We start from the raw sequence: 19,114 nt of genomic DNA on the forward strand, positions 1-19,114 counted from the left end.
TTTAATATTAAAAGTTTAAGCTAAGACCTAATGAGATAATTCTAGCAGGAGAAAATCTGTTTTGAGTCGTACCGTTATAGTTTTGAGTTGGATCCATTCCTTTTTTCTTAGTAAAAAGTAACAAGTTTTCACCATTTACAAAAAACTTCATATTATCTACACCTAACTTATCTACTAAATTTCTAGGCAAATTATAAGATAAATTAGCTTGTCTGAATGATAAATAATCTGAATCAATCAACCATCTATCAGAAGCAGCAGAAGATTGTGTATTTCTATTAACATCCAATCTTGGAACATTAGTAATATCACCAGGATTTTGCCATCTGTCTAAAATATCCGTACTTAATGCTGAACCATATTGATTACCAGTATGCATTAAACTAGCGTAGTTAGAATCATAAGTTTGACCACCTATCTGATAAGTAAACATAACACTCAACTCTAAACCTTTATATTTAAAAGTATTAGTAAAACTTCCAAACAAATCAGGTAAAGCTGAACCTGCATAATGATAGTTGGCTTTTGTATGATTTGTAGTTACATTAACACCATTAACAACACGTTGTTCTACATCTCCAGCAACAATTAAATTAGGATCAGAAACATATAATGCATATCCATCAGCAGCATCTACTCCGTACCATTCTCTCAACCAATAATCAAACATTGAACTACCAACTTCTAATTTTTTTGACCCATTAATAATCTCCTTCTGAGGCAGTTCAGTAATTTTATTTTTGATGGTTGAAGCATTCACATTAAAGTCCCATGAAAAACTTGGTGTTTTAACAATCACTGCGTTTAATGCTAATTCAATACCGCTATTATACATAGAACCTATATTTTCTGTTCTTGTATCTAAACCAAGTGACAACGGATTAGGAACTTCGAAAATAAGACCATCCGTTTTACGATGATAATATTCAACCGAACCACTAAACCTGCTCTTAAAAGTTGAGAATTCAAGAGCTATATCAGCTTGCGCGTTCTGTTCCCATATCAAATTTGGTGCTCCAATTCCATTAGAAACAATACCTCCTGCTGACTCATTATCATAACCTAATGCATACGTAGGTTGATTTACATAAAAATTCAATCCTGAATTACTAGTATGAGAATCATTACCAACCTCACCATATGAACCTCTAATTCTTAAATCGTCAATCCAAGAACTATTAGCTAAGAACTTTTCTTTTGAAATATTCCAAGCTGCTCCAAATGACCAAAAATTTCCCCATTTAGTAGTAAATTTAGAAGATCCATCTCTACGGAATGATGCAGATAACAAATATTTTCCATCATAATCATATCCTAATCTAGAAAGATAAGATTCCGTACTATAATTTCTCTTAAAAGAATCTAAGTTTGTAACTGTTACAAAATTGATTAATTCTGAATTATCATTAACAACCTGTCCTCTTTTAGTACCTGAAAAATAAGAAGTTTCATAATCAAAACTTTCATGACCCACCAAAGCAGTAATATTATGATTGCCAAAAGAATTAGAATACTCCAAAAGTTGATTGAAAGTAATACCAGTATAAATATTATCGGTTTTAGATGCTCCTCCAGATCCTGCAGCATCACCAATTACTTTATTTGTATAATCTGATGTATTTAACATTCTTTTATCAATACCATAATTTGTAGTAAATTTAAAATCTTTTAAAAATTTAAACTCAGCAAAAGTCCTTGCAGATATAGACACTGATTCATCACGGTCTTTATTGTTTAGTGTTTCATAAACAACGTTACGTCCTGTAGAAGCCTGAGCTCCTCTTACTGTTGAGTAAACTCTATCTCCAGCACCATCAACAACATAACTACCATCTGGATTATGATCAAATACAGGATAAATAGGCCCCATATATCTGATCGTTCTAAAAGGGTTATTGAATGAAGAAGTATTATCAACTCCGTCAACAGCTTGATTAGAATCTGTAAGAGCTCCTGTTAAATTCACCCCTGTTTTAAGCCAATCATTAAATTTTGTATTAACATTAAGACGAGCTGTAGTTCTTTCAAAATCAGATTTTTTAATAATACCTTGCTCATTTAAATTACTTAACGAAACAAAATAATTAGATCTTTCACTACTCCCTTGGTAAGAAAAATCTACATTTCTTCGCACACCAGCTCTTGAAAGTTGTCTTTCCCAATCCAAATCTTCTGGATACAACAAACTAGCATTAGGATTTAATTTACCATCTACTCCTACAATTTGATTATTAGGAACATTGAATGGGTTTACAACTAATAAAGTATTAATATTATTACTTGCATAAAGATTAGCAGCAGTAATTTCTGCTGGAGTCTTCATAGATCTACTATTTCTAACAGCTTCCCACTCTAATGGGTAATACTGATAAGCATTAACTCTACTGTACTCAGGAATTGATCTAGAAGATATACCTTGACTAAGGTTTAATGTAAATTTATCTTTACCTGGCTTTCCTGTTTTAGTAGTAATAATAACTACTCCATTCGCAGCTTTCGAACCATATAATGATGTTGAAGCAGCATCTTTCAAAATACTCATACTTTCAACATCCGCACTATTAATCGTACTGATATCTCCTGCAAAAGGAATACCATCTACAATATACAAAGGTGTATTTGACCCATTAATAGAACTAAAACCACGAATTCTAATTGCCGGAGCCGAACCTGGTTGACCAGCTGAACTTTGAATCTGAAGTCCTGGAGTTGCTCCATCTAAACCAGATAAAACGTTAGTCAAAGCTCTTTCTGCAATTTGCTCTGCTTTTACCGCTCCAACTGATCCTGTGTAGCTACTTCTTTTTACTTTTCCATAAGCAACAACTACAACTTCATCCATCAAAAGAGTTTCTGACTCGACTACAACATTTAAAGTATTCGAAGCCCCAACAGTCACTTGTTTGTTAGCCATACCTACGTATGAAAAAACTAAAACATCTCCTGTTTTCGCTTTTATTGAATAACTCCCATCAAAATCGGTATAAGTGCTAACCTTACTCCCTTTCACAAGGACATTTACTCCTGGTACAACACCTGTTTTATCAGATACCTTTCCAGTAACAGTTCGCTCTTGTGCAAAAGAAAACTGCATAGATAACGCTAAAAGTAGCGTTAAAACCCATTGTAATTTTAATTTCATTTTGGTTTATTTTTGAATTAGTAAGCCGCAAACATCTTAATTATTTCTTAAAATAACAAGCAATTTTCGAATTTAAAATATTTTTTTTTAATATTCTATTAACATTTAAGATTACAAACGTAACAAATAAGCATAAAACCAATGTAGTTTATAAAAAAACACCTAAAAAGATAGCATTTTATCACTCCTAATTTTAACATAAAAAATAACCCATTTATTACTTAAAAAAAAGATCCAGAACGTCAGTCTCAAAATTTCAACTTTTAATTGACGATTTTAAAAAACCGCATTAAGACAGTAGTAAAACATAGCTTAACTAATTTTTTTGTTTCTTTCATAAAATTTGCAATATTTGCCATTCAAAAATAAAACATGCTTCAACTCAATTACTCAGGATATAGTTTAGAATCGGGAACCGACGAAGCGGGTCGTGGCTGTCTGGCTGGACCAGTAACTGCTGCTGCTGTAATTTTACCTCCTGATTTTGAGAATAAAACACTAAACGATAGCAAGCAATTATCCGAAAAAGCACGAGAAATCCTTAAACCTATAATTGAGGAACAAGCCGTTTCTTTTGCTATTACTCATTTGTATCCCAATGAAATTGATGAAATAAACATTCTAAATGCATCTATGAAAGGAATGCAGGAATGTATTCTTAAATTAGATAAAACTCCTGAATTTATTATTGTTGATGGTAATAGAATGCTAAATGCTAAACTGGGTTTAAAAAATACCACAGGAAAACAATTTACTCACGAAGAAATCGAATTATTAAAATCTATTCCTAATCAAAGTATTATAAAAGGCGATGCTAAATTTTTGAGTATTGCTGCTGCTTCTGTTCTTGCTAAAACGTATCGTGACGAATACATGAATAGAATCCATGAAGAATTCCCAATGTACAATTGGAAAAAAAACAAAGGTTATCCCACCAAAGAGCATCGCGAAGCAATTAAAAAATATGGTCCTACCAAATACCACCGAATGTCTTTTAGATTACTACCTATTCAATTGGAGTTGTTTTAGAAATCTTTACTAATCAACTAGAGATTTGTAACTGCTGTTTTTTATATCAAAATACATATTGCTCTTAATTTGTCCTTCTTTAAAAATAGTTTACTATTAAGAATTTCAACTATATTTTGTACTTTCGAGTGCTCATACTTTCAGATATCAATCTTCTGATAGAACAAAATAATAATTATGGCAAAGCGAGCAAATAAATACAAACTTACCCTAGAGCAGGTCTCTTTAATGAATGCGGAAACAATTTTATCTGAACCTGTATCTTTAGAATTTGAAAATCACGATGAAATTTTTAAAATTATTGATATAATCAAAGAGAAAAACCTTTTTGAAGAAGAGAACCAATCTACAGAATTTGCAATAGGATTAAAACTATTCAGCGAAGTAATGCTCAAGAACAGAAAACATCCTCTTTTTGAAGAATTCTTTCCAGCATTTGGAGAATTCATGAAAAAACTAAAAAGCCAATAAGAAGTGTTTTGCGTAAAAAACAGTCGCAGTTCTCAGTCTCAGTGTCATCCTTAGCGTAGACGAAGTGCAGTCGCAGTTTTCGGTTCTCAGTCGCAGTGTCATCCTGAGCGGAGTCGAAGGACAGTTGCAGTAATCAGTTTAAAAAACTTAGCGTATTCTCTTTGCGTATCTTTGCGAAACAGCTTCAATGTGAAAAACAGTCCCAGTATTCAATTTTCAGTCCCAGTATTCAGTTGCGGTGTAAGTTTAAAAAACATAACAATCTACATGTTAAAAAGCTTCATTTTTAATTAAGTTTTTCTATATTACAAGCTCTAAACAACTCATAATAATGGAAAAAGATTTAATACTACTTGGAGCTAACGCTTTAAGGAGAGCTGCTATGAATAACAAAGCGAAAGAGCATATACTCTCTAACGAAATATTGTTCAGAACTATGAAAAAAGCCGCTGATAGATATATCGGTGGAGAAACATTAGAAGAAACAATTCTTAAAGTTAAAACACAAAATAAAGACGGTTTTAAATGCTCCATGGAGTTTATGGGTGAAAACACCCTAACAGAGAAGGAAGCTAATGAAGCTACCGCTGAATTTATCAGAATAGCTCAAGAGATTAAGTCCCAAAAACTTAATTCAACTGTTTCTTTAGATCTGTCTCATATCGGATTATCAATATCTCATGACTTATGCTTGAATAATTTAACCTCTATATGTAAAGAAGCTGAAAAAGAAAATATAGAAGTAACTATAAGTGCCGAAAATGTAGAAATAACTGATGCTATCATTTCTATTTACAAAACTGCTGCTCAAACTTATAAAAACACATCGATTACTCTTCAAGCTTACTTGCATAGATCTCAAGATGATTTTAAAGAATTAATTCAAGAAAGCGGAAGAATACGTATTGTAAAGGGAGCTTTTGATACGCCTGCTAATGTTTCTATTCCAAGAGGTGCTGAACTAGACGAACGCTATTTATATTATATCGACCAACTATTATCAAAAAATCATCGCTGCGCAATTGCAACGCATCATGATTTTATTCAGCAAGAAGTAGTTTCGTTAATTAATAAGTACAAAACGAGTACTGACATTTATGAATTTGAAAGCTTGTACGGAATACAAACAGAGCAATTAAGAAACTTAAAAGAGCAAGGTTATTCTACTAAACTATATTTTGTATATGGTAAAGAATGGTACTTGTATTTATGCAACAGAATAGCCGAATATCCTTTGAATCTATTTCAAGCATTAGATGATATTGTAAGCTAAAGTTTTAGTTTACATGAATAACCTTCTCAGAGTCACAACGTGATTAAAGTTAAATCTTACTTCTTTGTGACTCTGAGAAAAATATACTTTTTTAAACAAATTCTGACTCAAACAAAGCTGTGAAGTGCTTTAAGATTTTTGCTTTTACTTCGGCCTCATCTACCCTTTCTACACCAAGTTCTACCTGAAGTGAAGTAACAGCTTTACCACGAATTCCACACGGAATAATATTATCGAAATACCCTAAATCGGCATTGACATTTAAAGCAAAACCATGCATCGTTACCCAACGAGAAGCGCGAACTCCTAGTGCACAAATCTTACGAGCAAACGGCGTTCCCACTCCTAGCCAAACTCCTGTTTCACCATCGCTTCGACCACATTCTAATCCGTATTCTTGAAGAGTTAGAATAATAGATTCCTCAAGTAATCTCAAATATTTATGAATATCTGTAAAGAAATTTTCTAGGTCTAAAATAGGATAACCTACAATTTGCCCTGGCCCATGATAGGTTATATCTCCTCCACGATTTATTTTGTAAAAAGTTGCTCCTTTGGCTTCCAATTGTTTTTCGGACAGTAGTAAATTACTCAAATCACCACTTTTTCCTAATGTATATACATGCGGATGCTCGACAAAAAGAAAATAATTAGGAGTCGGCAAATCAAGTTCCTCTCTCCTATTTCTTATTTTTAAGTCTACAACATCTTTGAATAGTTCTTCTTGATATTCCCAAGTCGATTTATAATCTTTTTGACCTAAATCTTGTAGTTGAATTTTTTTGTTCATTGTATTATTTTTCAAACTCTACCTCTAGTCCCATTTTGGTTGGATTTTCCATGTACTCCGTAAATGGGTATTCAATAGTTACCGTCTTGCGATCTTCACTAACCGAAGCATTTGGATTAGATACTTTTTTTACCTTTTTAGGAAAATTGTATTTTAAAACATAAGTCGAAGAAGCGAAAATCATTTTATTCATTCCTAATGAATCTTCTACGGGCTTATTTGCTCCTTTAGGGTTTAAAATAACTTTTCGATTAAACTTTTTACCATCGTAATTAAAACTTACTGTGCTGTTATTATCGAAATTCCCATCTATAGGTAGTTTGTTTTCGGGTGAATTATTTTTCTCAAAATTCTGAATCGCAGCAAAGCTTTTCACCATATCCTGTAGTTCGTTAACATTTTTAAAATCAGTATTTAAATTTAATAAAAACTGGCTTTTTTCTGTATTGAACTTCATATCAACCAAAAAGTTTTCTAGCTTTTTTAGTTCTTTTTGATCTTCTGGAGAAAGTTTAGCAATACTATCTTTCTTGTTTTTAAACATTTCTTTGAATGAGAAAGTGGTATCAATTGTCTGCTTTGAATCATTCATTTCATTCCCTAATTGCTGACCTGCCATCGCCATAAGTGCCGATCCATCCATATCTAGCGAGAATTTACCCGTTCCGTTGTCTGTAATATTGATGTTTTCTGTAAAAGTACAACTCGCTAATGTTGTCAATAAAAACGAAAAACTAAGAAATTTTATGAGTTTCATGTATAGATTATATTTTTCATCAAAGATACGAAGTCTATTTTGAAGAATTGTTGTCTTTATGAGTTCCTGTTAATTTTCGAATGTTACTTTAAAACCAAGTTTTTTTTCATCATCAGGAAAATCTCTCATCGGAATTACAAGAATAAAACTTTTTCTATCTTTTGAGATTATTGCGTTTTTTAATGACATCGTTTTTATTTTTTTGGGAAAATGATATTCTATTGAATATTTACATTCTTTTAAAATTTCATCCATTTTTTTTGTAAAATCATTATCCGCGTTTTTCTCTTTTTTCTTCTTTACTTTGGTTTCTTTTGTACTCTCGGGAAGTAAAATCACTTTCTCAAAAATCTTTCCATCATAATTATATGAAAACATTGTTTTTTTATTCTCTTTTTCAGGAATACTTAAATTACCTAACTGTTTACCCGGTCCTATTTTTGGCATTGCTTCAAGAACTTCAAAAGGCGAAAGCATATTTTTAAGACTGTCTATTGAATGAAAATTATATTCCATATCAAACCTCAATTCTTTTTCAGCTTCATTTGCTTTTGCAATTACTTTAAAATTTTCGAGCATTTTTATCTTTTTTCTTTCTGACTCTGGTAATTTGGCAACGCTATCTTTTACTTTAGCAAAAACTTCTTTAAAAGTAAAAACACTATCAATTACTCTTTTATTTTTTGTAGAATCTGTACTCTTAAAACCTAATTTATATATTCCAGATAAATCAAATCCATATGAAAAACTCCCTGAACCATCTTCATTTATAACCATTTTTTCTTTCATTGTACAGCTCGAAAAAGCCAAAACAACCATCAGACAAACTAAAACTTTCTTCATTCTCTTTTTATATATTTAAATTTATTTATTCTAAAATCACTTCAAGATTTGTACTCACGGGGTCTTGTATGCATTCTGATAATTGAAAAGTAAGTGTGAGCGATTTTTTATCTGAACTCAATATTGCATTACTATTTGAAACCGATTTAATCTTACGAGGGAAATTATATTTAAGCGTGTAGTCTTGAGTTAAAACTAAGGAGTTGGTTTTAGATTTAAACATATTAATCTGATCTTTATTCTTTTGAATTTCTGCCACATCTACAACATTTAAAGTTCGTTTAAAAACCGTTCCATCGAAACTATAATGTACATCAAAAAAATGTTTTTCGGCTGTGAGCGCATAATTATTTTTAAGATCAGACGCATAAGCTTCTGTATTGTACAAATTAGGAACTTCCTCAACTTTAGTAAACGGAAACACAATCGTTGTTATAAACTCCTTATCAAATGAACTCTCTTTAATCTGCACTTTTACATTGGCATATTTCTGAAAAAGTTGCTGTTCCGCTTTTGTGTATTTAAGAAATGTCTCATTGTATTTTGCAATATATCCTTGAAAAACATAAGTTGTATCTCGAAATTTCTCTTCTTTTGAATATTTATCTCCCATCAAAAGCATATAGCTATGTTCGTCCCGAAGTTTTTTTATTTCAACACTTCCACTTCCATCAGCGTTTAAGTGAATAGTTTCGGTAATCTGACAACTTACAAAAAGAGTTGTGAGCAAAAAGACGATAAGATATTTTTTCATGTTTTTATTTAGAAGCTTAGGTGTTCAGGCGCTAATGTACTGAAAGATTTAAAATTTAAAAGCATGAATTATAAGAAAAATTGTATTTTTAAGCCGTAGAAATAAATCTCAAGATGTATTTCACAATCACAAGCTTGTTTTCTACCAAAAATAGAAATGTAAAAAGAATTTTAAATACCTTTGAATTATGAGCACATTAACAAACCCAAGACATATCGGTAGAAATATTAGCCGAATCAGAGAACTTAGAGATATGAAACAGGAAGCGCTTGCTATTGCAATTGGCACAACCCAACAATCTATCTCTATTATTGAAGGAAGCGAAAGCGTTGATGATGAAAAACTGAAAGCAATTTCTGAAGCTTTAGGCGTTCCTGCCGATGTAATAAAAAACTTTTCGGAAGAAGCTGTTTTTAATATTATTGGGAATACATATGATAATTGCTCTTCGTCTATAAATCAAAATTGTACTTTTAATCCATTAGATAAAGTAGTCGAACTATACGAACGCCTAGTTTTGGCTGAAAAAGAAAAAGTTGCTTTTTTGGAGAAGTTCTTAAGTGAGAAATAAAATTTTATAACGATATATTTATAAAGAAACCGAAGTTTAAAAAATTAAGCTTCGGTTTTTTTGTTAAAAAATGCGACTATTTTTTACCCCAATCTTGTCATCACCCTGACAGAGGAAGGGTCTCATAAAGTAACTCGACAAAGATTCTGGCTGTTTCGCAAAGCCTCACAAAGAGAAGACGCTAAGTTTTTAAAACTGATTACTGCAACTAAAAACTGTGACTGTCCTTCGACTCCGCTCAGGATGACACTGCGACTGAAAACTGAGACTGAATACTGTGACTGAATACTGTGACTGAATACTGTGACTGAATACTGTGACTGAGACTAAAAATTGCACCCAAAAACCAAGATTTTTCTGCTCCTAAAAAAAAACATTCTTCTATTCTAAAACTTTAGACTTGATGACTTTGCAACTTTGCGACTTAAAAACTATCTTTGCACACTTAAAAAACAGTATATAATGGCCTTATCTGAACAAGAAATCATCCGAAGAGAAAAACTTCAAAACTTACGCGACTTAGGAATCAATCCTTACCCTGCTAATCTTTTTCCTGTAAATCATACTTCAAAGCAAATAAAGGAGTCTTTTGAAGAGGGTAAGAAGGTTATTGTTGCTGGACGTTTGATGAGTGTAAGAGATCAAGGTAAAGCTTGTTTTGCCGAATTGCAAGATAGCGAAGGACGTATTCAATTATACGTTAATCGTGATGTTTTGTGTGAAGGTGATGACAAAACATTATACAACCAAGTATTCAAAAAACTAACTGACTTAGGTGATTTCATCGGTATTGAAGGTGAATTGTTTACTACCAAAGTTGGTGCACAATGTATTCGTGTTGATGGATTTACTTTTTTGAGTAAAACATTACGTCCGCTTCCTTTACCAAAAGTAGATGAAGACGGAAATGTACACGATGCTTTTAATGATGCTGAATTGCGTTACAGAATGCGTTATGTAGATTTAACAGTAAATCAACATGTAAAAGAGACTTTCATCAAACGTACGAAGTTATATACTGCAATGCGTGGTTATTTTAATGACGCGGGGTATCTTGAAGTAGAAACTCCAGTTTTGCAATCAATTCCTGGTGGTGCTTCGGCAAGACCATTTATTACGCATCATAATTCACTTGACATTCCGCTTTACATGCGTATTGCAAATGAATTATATTTAAAAAGATTAATTGTTGGTGGTTTTGAAGGTGTTTATGAGTTCTCTAAAAACTTCAGAAATGAAGGAATGGACAGAACGCATAATCCTGAATTTACCGCTATGGAAATATATGTAGCCTACAAAGACTACAACTGGATGATGGAATTTGCTGAAGGCTTACTTGAGCATTGTGCAATAGCAGTTAATGGAACTAGTGAAGTTACTTTTGGAGAACACCAAATAAACTTCAAAGCGCCTTATGCACGTGTTACAATGACAGATTCTATCAAGCACTTTACTGGTTTTGATATTTCTGGTAAAACCGAAGAGGAGCTTTTCGAAGCTGCTAGAGGAATGGGAATTGACGTTGATAAAACAATGGGGAAAGGAAAATTAATTGATGAGATTTTTGGAGCTAAATGCGAAGGAAACTATATTCAGCCAACTTTCATTACCGATTATCCAAAAGAGATGTCTCCATTATGTAAAGAACACCGCGATAATCCTGAATTAACAGAGCGTTTTGAATTAATGGTTTGTGGTAAAGAAATTGCAAATGCATATTCAGAATTAAATGATCCAATTGACCAACGTGAGCGTTTTGAAGATCAAATGCGTTTGTCTGAAAAAGGAGATGACGAAGCTAACGGAATTATCGATGAAGATTTCTTAAGAGCTTTAGAATACGGAATGCCTCCAACATCTGGAATGGGAATTGGAATGGATCGTTTGATTATGTACCTTACTAATAATGCCTCTATTCAAGAAGTATTATTGTTTCCACAAATGCGTCCTGAGAAAAAACTAATTGCTATTGAATTAACTGATGAAGAGAAATTAATCATCACTTTATTAAAAGCAAACGAAAACAAACTAGAATTAGCACAACTAAAGGTAAATGCTAATTTAAGCGGTAAAAAATGGGATGTTTCTATGAAAAATTTATCTAAAAACGGATTAACGAAAGTTGCTGTGGATGGTGAATTTAAATTTGTAGAATTGATCGAGCAATAATTCTCTATTTATCATAAAATACAAACCCGACAGATTTTAAAATCTGTCGGGTTTTTTATTAATTTTCTGCATACTCTTACTAATCAAAACTATAGCAATATGAATATCTACAAATTAACAGAAAAAGAGCAAGACATTCTATACAAAAGCGAAGAAGATTTAAAATATGGTAGAGTTAAATCTCAAGAAGAATTAGACAAAGAAGATCTAGAATGGCTATCGAAATAATTAAATAAATCGAGTAATAATGGTTTTCGATTTAATATAAAAACAACCCCGACAGATTTTAAAATCTGTCGGGGTTACTTCTTTAAATCTAAATCCTTAAAAGGAAATCCTCTGGTATTTTTTATTATCTATATCTAAAATTGACGGAGATTCTTCTGGAACAGCATCTTTCCATTTTTCCTGAACCGTAGGGTTAGAAGGATATTTTCCGTTTTTCATTTTTACATTATACAAAATCCCGTTGCTACTCACTATAAGATTCTGAAATTTCTCTGAAGTACCTGGGCCCACAAAAATTGGAAAATCAGTTACAGTAAAATTATTCAACAAACTTCCGTCATTTTTTAAAATAAAACCTGAACAACCTCCTGTACCACAAAAATATGGACTAGAGAAACCAACAATGTATTCGTCTTTTCCATCATTATTTAAATCGAAAGCATCGTAGTAAAAAAATCGATCTTCTTTTGCCATCGCTGCCAAATCGTTTTTTAATAATACCGTAGTTAATTGTTTACGAATCAAATCAACTATTTTATCATCTACCCCTGGATTATCATTTCCTATTATTGAGTCGCTTTGAGTTTTTACCTCCATAGTCTCCATAGTAGTCGAATCAATATCTTTTACTTCATCGATTGAAGCTTCTTTTTTCCGACAAGAATATAAACTAATTAATATTAAGCCTAGAAGAATTGTCTTTCTCATGATTTCATGTTTTTTTATAATCATTATAACTACAAAAATAAATTATTACTCCAAACGAGCAAAGCTACTTTATACTAACAAAGCCAATTTATTTTCAATATTTTTTCTTATCAATAATTCTTTGATATTATTATATGTCACAAGAACAATCTCTGTTAATGCTTCGCTTGTAAAGAAAGCTTGATGTGCTGTTACTAACACATTAGGAAAACTCATTAACCGCTGAATCACATCATCTTTTATAATATCCTCAGAAAGATCTCTAAAAAACAACTTCTCTTCTTGTTCGTACACATCAATACCTAAATACCCCACTTTACCTTCTTTAAGCGCTTCGATAACACTAGTCGTTTCTATCAATGCGCCACGGCTTGTATTAACAATCATGACACTACTTTTCATATGCGTCAATGAATCTTTGTTTATGATATGTTTTGTTTTTTCGTTTAACGGACAATGTAATGAGATAATATCACTTTCCTTAAAAACAGTTTCCAAATCTGTAAATACAACGCCTTCCTTTTCCATTTCAGGATTTGTCGCAATATCATAGGCTAGAATTTTACAACCAAAACCTTTTACTATTTTAGAAAAAGCTTTCCCAATATTTCCTGTTCCTATTATACCTATTGTCTTACCATTCAAATCAAATCCTAATAATCCGTTCAGAGCAAAATTCTGTTCACGAACTCTGTTATAGGCTTTATGTGTTTTTCGGTTAAGCGTAAGAATCATAGCCATTGCATGCTCTGCGACTGCTTCGGGAGAATATGCCGGAACGCGACATACCTGAATTTCATATTTCTTTGCAACTTCAAGGTTTACATTATTAAAACCAGCACAGCGTAAAGCAATTATCTTCACTCCTTTTTCTGCCAATTGTTTGATTACTGCTTCATCGACAATATCATTTACAAAAACACAGATAATATTTGAACTCTGAATTAAATTTACGGTGTGTTTATTGAGCTGTGTTTCAAAAAACTCTAAGTCAAATCCAAACTCACAATTATGCTTACTGAAGAACGTTTTATCATATGGCTGAGCCGAGAAAAATGTTATTTTATTCATGCCTGCTACTCTATCTAAGTCCATATGCTACTGTCTTTAAAGTTAGATTTTTTTGTTCCTTAAAATTAAGCAATTAATCGTAAAGTAGTTTTCTAGCAAACAAAAAAAAAGAGCTTCAATTGAAGCTCTTCGTTTATTATATTTTCTTAATTACAATATGTTTTGACTTTAATTTTTTATCTGTCGCATATTTCATTAGTTGCTTACCCGCTTCTACATTACGATCTGACGAAAGTACATCGGCTCCATTAGCAACTAAATTATAATACAATTCATCTCCTTTTGCAGCGGCACTTTTATCAAGATTCCCCATTGTTCCTAGAATACAAGAAATTTTACGACTGTGCATATACTCATATACTTCTGGTTTTGGCTCTTTAGTACCTACAAATGCAATCATTTTACTGGCTTTAACACCTAATGCCTCCATACGTTCTATATCTTCCTTTCCTCTTGCTGAAACCGAAATCATTAAATCTGGAGCTAGTTTAGCCGCTTCTGCAGCTTGAGTTGCATTATAAGTAATAATTACAGAATAAGCCTCTGCTTTATTTCTTCTTACTGCATCTATAATCAATTGCATCGGAACTCCTTTTTTAATGTCCAAATTATAGATTACTTTGTCTTTACCCCATTTCAGGATTTCATCTAAAGTTTCAATTTTATATGGCGTCACTTTTCCTTCTGTATCCTTCAAGAAAAGCTGTTGCAATTCTTTATAAGTATATCCTTCGATTACACCAGTTCCAGTTGTTGTTCTGTCTAATGTATTGTCATGCATCATTACTAGAACTGAATCCTTACTAAAAGCAATGTCTGTTTCTACGATTACAGGATTGTATTTTATCGCATTAGCAAATGTTTGTGTACAATTTTCAGGAAATCCAACCGTTGGCCCTCCTCTATGTGCACTTACCAATGGAATTGTCTTTTTAGAATAGTTTAAAAACTTTTGTAGTTCTTTAGCGGTTTTAAACTTCAATAAATATTCATTTTCTTGGGCAAAGCCAAAGTTAAAAATGAACGAAACCAAAACTACAAACCACAAATTTTTACTCTGAAACATATTAAATTTATTAAAATTGGACTGCAAAATTAAGCAATTCCGATTATGTATAACGTTATTAAAAAATGAAATTACTATAAACCTCAACAATAATTCATTTAACTCATTTTATCGCTTAATAGCAATCTTAAAACATCATTCTCTAAATTTTAAATGATCTGAACTAAACAACAATCCGATGCCACTATATGGATCCCTTTTTAAATCATAAAAATTACTCACTCCTGCCAAGTCTTTGTACAAATCATCAATTATCGAACTTGGCATAAACCCATCTATCGTATGATTTATAATTGTATCTGCAAGACAAGTTAGCTCTTTTGTAGCGTTTGTTACCCCAATATTATTCCCAGTTTCCCAATCCCAAATAATCCAATTCCAATGGTGTTGTTTCTGAACACAGTCCATCCACAAATAAGATAGATTATTGATCTTAATCTTACCTAATTCTTTTCCTTTCCAATATTCAACACTTTGCATTATAGCATTTATTGCAGCACCCGTTTCACTATAAATAAAATCTGGATTTGAAACCTGAATAATCTTTATTGCCGTTTGTATCTTGGCATCTATAGCTTTCAATTCCTTCTCATTCGGATTTCTCAAAAATGCGAATTCAATATCCTGACGCTCAAAAACATTTCCTGTCGATTGCTCAAGCATTTCCTTAGGAATACACATTGTATTAGAATGTTCATCAAGAAATTCATCTTTAGGATTAAAAGAAAAAATTTCATCCACATAAAAACCAGCGCAATACCTCTCTTCTATTTCTTTTATCAGCAGATAGGTCTCATAATTAATACCTGCTTTTATTTCATCTTCATTTTTAAACTTACAAAAATAATCGGGCTGGAGAGACCAGTACAAACACAAAACAGTTCCTTTATCACAGTTTTTTTGCTTAATAATCCAATCAAAAGGTTCAATACCATCATCATAATTCCAGTGTTGAACAAACTGATGTAACTCAGGAGCAGTTAATTTCTTATAAGTCATTTCGCCGTTTACAGCTTTAAGAACCCTGTTTTTACTTTTCTTATTAAACTCCATTTTCTACTTACTTCTATCTATTATAATTTGTTTAATCGCCACACAAATTTAAAAACTCGTTCTCACAAAACATCATAATAGCATGAAATTCGCTTAAACTATTTTATGACCTGTTAAATAAATTATAATTTAAAAAAGTGCATTAAACCTATTTATTTTACAAATGTCTAATACCAATAACCTTTTAAAACAAACAAATCATGAAAAAATTATTTATCGCTGCTTTATTGTTCGTTGGAATGGTAAGCTTTGCTCAAGACGCTACTCAACCTGTTAAACAACAAAAAGAAAGGCTGACTCCTGAACAACGAAATGAAAAACATTTAAAAAAACTAACAGCCGAATTAAATCTAGATGCCAACCAACAAGCTCAAGTTGGAAAATTATTAGCCGACAGAAGTGCCAAAGCGCAAAAACAAATGGAAATGCGCAAAGCTAGAAAAGATAGTAACGTTAAGCCAACTGCCGAGGAAAAAGTTGCTCATAAAAAAGAAATGATGGATGAAAAAGCAGCAACTGAAGCACAGATGAAATCAATCTTAAACGCTGACCAATATAAAAAATGGACTGCAATGAGAGAAGACAACAAAGAGAAGATGAAAGGAAAAATGAAGGAAAGAAAAAATAAACAATAACCAAAAAAGAGGCCCAAAAGGCCTCTTTTTAATTGTTATAAAACATCTAATTATTTTGGATTAAGTACTAAATCTATTCTTTTAATACAATCTTCATAATGATATTTTGTTTCCGTATTTACTCCCATCGCTTTTGCTGTTGAAAGTGTTTTTTTCAATGTATTTAATTCCCCTCTAACTAAAGCTCTAATGTCTGACTGAGCAACATTATAATACTCCGTTGCTCTATCTGATGGTTTGATCTCTTCAGTCATTAAGTAAGCCATTCTATCAATATAACCACGCTGTAAATTTCTTCTATATATGGTTACATTAGTAGGTGTATTGGCTTCTTTCCAAATTCCTTTTCTGACATCTTTTAAAAAATCCAATGCTTTATAAGTATCTGTACCAATGATCTCAGCATCCATTAATCTACCAATACGTCCAAAACTTAGCAAATTATTTAAATGCCTAACTTGCAAACTTCTAAATCGCTCTGTATAACCTGAGTAATTAATATTCTTTAAAGTATTCAAATTTACAATCCATGTAGGAGAAGCAAAAGCATTTGCCTGAAGCCAGTTCATTGCCTCAATTTGTTTGGCTTTTGGAACCACTTCATAAACATTACCTGCTTGATTTGGGTTTTTAAGGTTCTCATAAACACCTCCAACATTGGTTACCACATGACCAACATACCTACTCCATACATCTAATAATTCTTTATATAATTCATCCAAATCATTATAATTATTAGAAACGCTACTTGTCCATTCGCTTAAGTGACTTGCTACATATTCAAGATTTTTAAGCCCGTATGTACTTGCTTTCATCGAATTATTTCCAATATCTTCTGTTTGTGATGATGGATCAAAACTACTACTCTGTTTTCCAAATTTATAAATTGGATTTCCAGCTTTCTCCAAAATCCATTTATCTAACGTTGGTAATTCATCCTCAACAGATTTTGCGTTAGGAATAACTCTATATCCCCAGTTTAAAGCATAATGATCATACGCTCCCATTTTACGAATAAAACGAATGTTTTTATCTCCAGGTTGTGCAATATAATTGAAACGTGCATAATCCATTATACTAGCTGCAATTCCGTTTTGCTGTGTAAAATCTCCATTTCTATAACTCTCTGTATCAAAAGCACAACTTGCTCCCATGTTATGAGGAAAACCTAATGCATGTCCTACTTCATGCGCAATAACCATACGCATCATCTCACCCATTTCTTCGTCACTTGTCTTTAAAGTTCTTGCCGATGGATTAGCTGCGCCTGTTTCTAACAAATATCTGTTTCTATACGAACGCAAATGATTGTGATACCAGATAACATCACTTTCGATGATTTCTCCAGTTCTAGGGTCAGAAACACTTGGTCCCATAGCATTTCTTGTTGTACTAGCAACATAACGGATCACTGAATATCGGATATCTTCTGGGCTAAAATCAGGATCTTCTTCCTTAGTTGGAGCATCTTTTGCAATGATTGCATTTTTAAATCCAGCTGTTTCAAAAACTTTCTGCCATTCTTCGATTCCTAACTTAATATATTTTCTCAATTTTACTGGAGTAGCAGGATCTAGATAATATACTATGGGCTTTATTGGTTCTACCAATTCTCCTTTTGCATATGCCTCAGGATCTTTAGGCTCTAACCTCCAACGCTGAATATATGTTTTAAGATCTGATTTTAATTCATTACTTCCGTAATCATATTGACTCACAGTAAACCATCCTACCCTTGGGTCTGCTAATCTTGGTTTCATTGGCACTTCTGGCAATAAAATCATCGATTGATTCATTTGTACACTTATAGTTTCGCTTTCCTGCAACATTGTTGGCTTAGATGCATTATAAGTCATATCCTGAATAACCTCAATATTCATCGGAAAACTTTTCATTCCGTTAATAAAACTTCTAGATTCGTCAAGTCCTTTTACTTTATACATCTCGCGCATTTCTGCAGATATTCCAGTGATTGCTTTTACATCAGTACTATAAAATTTTGTCACATCGATAACAGTATTCGCAGAATCTTTACTAAAAGCAACAATATCAAAAGCAAATAATGTAGGCTCGTAATTATTTGATTTGACAGAAATACTTATTGGCAACGTATCATTTGCAACAGCATTATATGATTTTGATTTAACAAGAATCTTATCCTGAAAACGCTCCCAAGTTATTAATTGCTCATTCGTTTCAGAACCTGCATTTACGTATCCTCCTCCTAAATTAGAAGGCAATTTTGACAATCTACTTACCAAAAGCATGTCTTTTTTTAAATACTTATTCGGAATCTCAAAATAATACTTTTTATCTACTTTATGTACAGTAAAGAGTCCTTCATCAGAAATGGCATCCTTTGTAATTACTTTACTGTATTCTTTAATTGATGATTCTGATTTCTTCTCAGGAACCACAGCAACTGCTTCCTCTTTTTTTGATTTTTTATTCTTAGATTGGGCAAATAGATTTGCTGGTACCAGCATCAAATTTGCTAGTACAGCAAGAATTAGAATTTTCTTCACGTAATTATTGGTTTAATGGTTATTTAGCA

17 protein-coding genes are annotated in these 19,114 nt (G+C 32.2%); 7 read left to right on the forward strand and 10 right to left on the reverse strand.

All coding sequences use genetic code 11. The features are described 5' to 3' along the window. Positions 1–7: 7 nt before the first annotated feature. Positions 8–3,142, reverse strand: coding sequence for a SusC/RagA family TonB-linked outer membrane protein (locus tag QWY99_RS15565; protein WP_290266524.1), 3,135 nt, complete (start codon positions 3,140–3,142; stop codon positions 8–10). Positions 3,143–3,514: 372 nt separating this feature from the next. Here QWY99_RS15565 and rnhB point away from each other — a divergent pair, with 372 nt between their 5' ends. The 3 genes from rnhB to QWY99_RS15580 all read left to right on the forward strand — a co-directional run bounded on the left by rnhB (position 3,515) and on the right by QWY99_RS15580 (position 5,915). Further along, positions 3,515–4,171, forward strand: coding sequence for a ribonuclease HII (gene rnhB / locus QWY99_RS15570; RefSeq protein ID WP_290266525.1), 657 nt, complete (start codon positions 3,515–3,517; stop codon positions 4,169–4,171). A gap of 177 nt (positions 4,172–4,348) precedes the next feature. Then, positions 4,349–4,642 (forward strand): DUF3861 domain-containing protein, encoded by a 294-nt coding sequence (locus tag QWY99_RS15575; protein WP_290266527.1) that lies wholly within the window; start codon positions 4,349–4,351, stop codon positions 4,640–4,642. Between the two features lie 331 nt (positions 4,643–4,973). Then, the gene (locus tag QWY99_RS15580) at positions 4,974–5,915 is read left to right on the forward strand and encodes a proline dehydrogenase family protein (RefSeq protein WP_290266529.1); all 942 of its coding nucleotides are present in this window, start codon (positions 4,974–4,976) and stop codon (positions 5,913–5,915) included. Between the two features lie 91 nt (positions 5,916–6,006). Here the strand turns inward: QWY99_RS15580 and lipB are convergent, their stop codons facing one another. The 4 genes from lipB to QWY99_RS15600 form a co-directional block, all read right to left on the reverse strand. Then, complete coding sequence (gene lipB, locus QWY99_RS15585; RefSeq protein ID WP_290266531.1) at positions 6,007–6,705, reverse strand: lipoyl(octanoyl) transferase LipB; 699 nt, start codon at positions 6,703–6,705, stop codon at positions 6,007–6,009. Between the two features lie 4 nt (positions 6,706–6,709). Continuing rightward, the gene (locus tag QWY99_RS15590) at positions 6,710–7,462 is read right to left on the reverse strand and encodes a hypothetical protein (RefSeq protein WP_290266532.1); all 753 of its coding nucleotides are present in this window, start codon (positions 7,460–7,462) and stop codon (positions 6,710–6,712) included. A gap of 69 nt (positions 7,463–7,531) precedes the next feature. Next, positions 7,532–8,305: a hypothetical protein gene (locus tag QWY99_RS15595; RefSeq protein ID WP_290266534.1), complete on the reverse strand. Its 774-nt coding sequence runs from the start codon at positions 8,303–8,305 to the stop codon at positions 7,532–7,534. Positions 8,306–8,330: 25 nt separating this feature from the next. Further along, positions 8,331–9,059 carry a hypothetical protein gene (locus QWY99_RS15600; RefSeq protein WP_290266535.1) on the reverse strand — a complete coding sequence of 243 codons (729 nt, stop codon included), beginning with the start codon at positions 9,057–9,059 and terminating at the stop codon, positions 8,331–8,333. 187 nt (positions 9,060–9,246) lie between these two features. On the opposite strand from QWY99_RS15600, the gene QWY99_RS15605 reads away from it, so the two are divergent. The 3 genes from QWY99_RS15605 to QWY99_RS15615 all read left to right on the forward strand — a co-directional run bounded on the left by QWY99_RS15605 (position 9,247) and on the right by QWY99_RS15615 (position 12,027). Further along, complete coding sequence (locus QWY99_RS15605; RefSeq protein WP_290266536.1) at positions 9,247–9,630, forward strand: helix-turn-helix domain-containing protein; 384 nt, start codon at positions 9,247–9,249, stop codon at positions 9,628–9,630. A 462-nt stretch (positions 9,631–10,092) separates the two neighbouring features. Next, complete coding sequence (gene lysS / locus QWY99_RS15610) at positions 10,093–11,799, forward strand: lysine--tRNA ligase (protein ID WP_290266538.1); 1,707 nt, start codon at positions 10,093–10,095, stop codon at positions 11,797–11,799. A gap of 99 nt (positions 11,800–11,898) precedes the next feature. After that, positions 11,899–12,027: a hypothetical protein gene (locus tag QWY99_RS15615; protein WP_290266539.1), complete on the forward strand. Its 129-nt coding sequence runs from the start codon at positions 11,899–11,901 to the stop codon at positions 12,025–12,027. 96 nt (positions 12,028–12,123) lie between these two features. On the opposite strand, the gene QWY99_RS15620 is transcribed toward QWY99_RS15615, so the two are convergent. The 4 genes from QWY99_RS15620 to QWY99_RS15635 all read right to left on the reverse strand — a co-directional run bounded on the left by QWY99_RS15620 (position 12,124) and on the right by QWY99_RS15635 (position 15,925). Next, entirely contained in the window at positions 12,124–12,735 is a 612-nt protein-coding gene (locus QWY99_RS15620; RefSeq protein ID WP_290266541.1) for a hypothetical protein, read from the reverse strand. A 69-nt stretch (positions 12,736–12,804) separates the two neighbouring features. After that, positions 12,805–13,830, reverse strand: coding sequence for a 2-hydroxyacid dehydrogenase (locus QWY99_RS15625; RefSeq protein ID WP_290266543.1), 1,026 nt, complete (start codon positions 13,828–13,830; stop codon positions 12,805–12,807). A gap of 112 nt (positions 13,831–13,942) precedes the next feature. Further along, complete coding sequence (locus QWY99_RS15630) at positions 13,943–14,872, reverse strand: glycerophosphodiester phosphodiesterase family protein (RefSeq protein ID WP_290266544.1); 930 nt, start codon at positions 14,870–14,872, stop codon at positions 13,943–13,945. 135 nt (positions 14,873–15,007) lie between these two features. Then, the gene (locus QWY99_RS15635) at positions 15,008–15,925 is read right to left on the reverse strand and encodes a DUF4274 domain-containing protein (RefSeq protein ID WP_290266546.1); all 918 of its coding nucleotides are present in this window, start codon (positions 15,923–15,925) and stop codon (positions 15,008–15,010) included. Positions 15,926–16,125: 200 nt separating this feature from the next. Between QWY99_RS15635 and QWY99_RS15640 the strand changes: the two genes are divergently transcribed. Then, positions 16,126–16,560 (forward strand): DUF4890 domain-containing protein, encoded by a 435-nt coding sequence (locus tag QWY99_RS15640; protein ID WP_290266547.1) that lies wholly within the window; start codon positions 16,126–16,128, stop codon positions 16,558–16,560. 50 nt (positions 16,561–16,610) lie between these two features. On the opposite strand, the gene QWY99_RS15645 is transcribed toward QWY99_RS15640, so the two are convergent. Next, the gene (locus QWY99_RS15645; RefSeq protein ID WP_290266549.1) at positions 16,611–19,085 is read right to left on the reverse strand and encodes a zinc-dependent metalloprotease; all 2,475 of its coding nucleotides are present in this window, start codon (positions 19,083–19,085) and stop codon (positions 16,611–16,613) included. Between the last annotated feature and the right edge of the window lie 29 nt (positions 19,086–19,114).

The sequence above is a fragment of the Flavobacterium branchiarum genome, assembly GCF_030409845.1.
Taxonomy (GTDB): Bacteria; Bacteroidota; Bacteroidia; order Flavobacteriales; family Flavobacteriaceae; genus Flavobacterium; species Flavobacterium branchiarum.

Coding starts and splice junctions, on each gene's coding strand:
- QWY99_RS15635 (WP_290266546.1), bottom strand. CDS start 15,925: ATGGAGTTTAATAAGAAAAGTAAAAACAGGGTTCTTAAAGCTGTAAAC.
- QWY99_RS15630 (WP_290266544.1), bottom strand. CDS start 14,872: ATGTTTCAGAGTAAAAATTTGTGGTTTGTAGTTTTGGTTTCGTTCATT.
- QWY99_RS15595 (WP_290266534.1), bottom strand. CDS start 8,305: ATGAAGAAAGTTTTAGTTTGTCTGATGGTTGTTTTGGCTTTTTCGAGC.
- QWY99_RS15580 (WP_290266529.1), top strand. CDS start 4,974: ATGGAAAAAGATTTAATACTACTTGGAGCTAACGCTTTAAGGAGAGCT.
- QWY99_RS15590 (WP_290266532.1), bottom strand. CDS start 7,462: ATGAAACTCATAAAATTTCTTAGTTTTTCGTTTTTATTGACAACATTA.
- QWY99_RS15565 (WP_290266524.1), bottom strand. CDS start 3,142: ATGAAATTAAAATTACAATGGGTTTTAACGCTACTTTTAGCGTTATCT.
- lipB (WP_290266531.1), bottom strand. CDS start 6,705: ATGAACAAAAAAATTCAACTACAAGATTTAGGTCAAAAAGATTATAAA.
- QWY99_RS15615 (WP_290266539.1), top strand. CDS start 11,899: ATGAATATCTACAAATTAACAGAAAAAGAGCAAGACATTCTATACAAA.
- rnhB (WP_290266525.1), top strand. CDS start 3,515: ATGCTTCAACTCAATTACTCAGGATATAGTTTAGAATCGGGAACCGAC.
- QWY99_RS15625 (WP_290266543.1), bottom strand. CDS start 13,830: ATGGACTTAGATAGAGTAGCAGGCATGAATAAAATAACATTTTTCTCG.
- QWY99_RS15605 (WP_290266536.1), top strand. CDS start 9,247: ATGAGCACATTAACAAACCCAAGACATATCGGTAGAAATATTAGCCGA.
- QWY99_RS15620 (WP_290266541.1), bottom strand. CDS start 12,735: ATGAGAAAGACAATTCTTCTAGGCTTAATATTAATTAGTTTATATTCT.
- QWY99_RS15575 (WP_290266527.1), top strand. CDS start 4,349: ATGGCAAAGCGAGCAAATAAATACAAACTTACCCTAGAGCAGGTCTCT.
- QWY99_RS15600 (WP_290266535.1), bottom strand. CDS start 9,059: ATGAAAAAATATCTTATCGTCTTTTTGCTCACAACTCTTTTTGTAAGT.
- lysS (WP_290266538.1), top strand. CDS start 10,093: ATGGCCTTATCTGAACAAGAAATCATCCGAAGAGAAAAACTTCAAAAC.
- QWY99_RS15640 (WP_290266547.1), top strand. CDS start 16,126: ATGAAAAAATTATTTATCGCTGCTTTATTGTTCGTTGGAATGGTAAGC.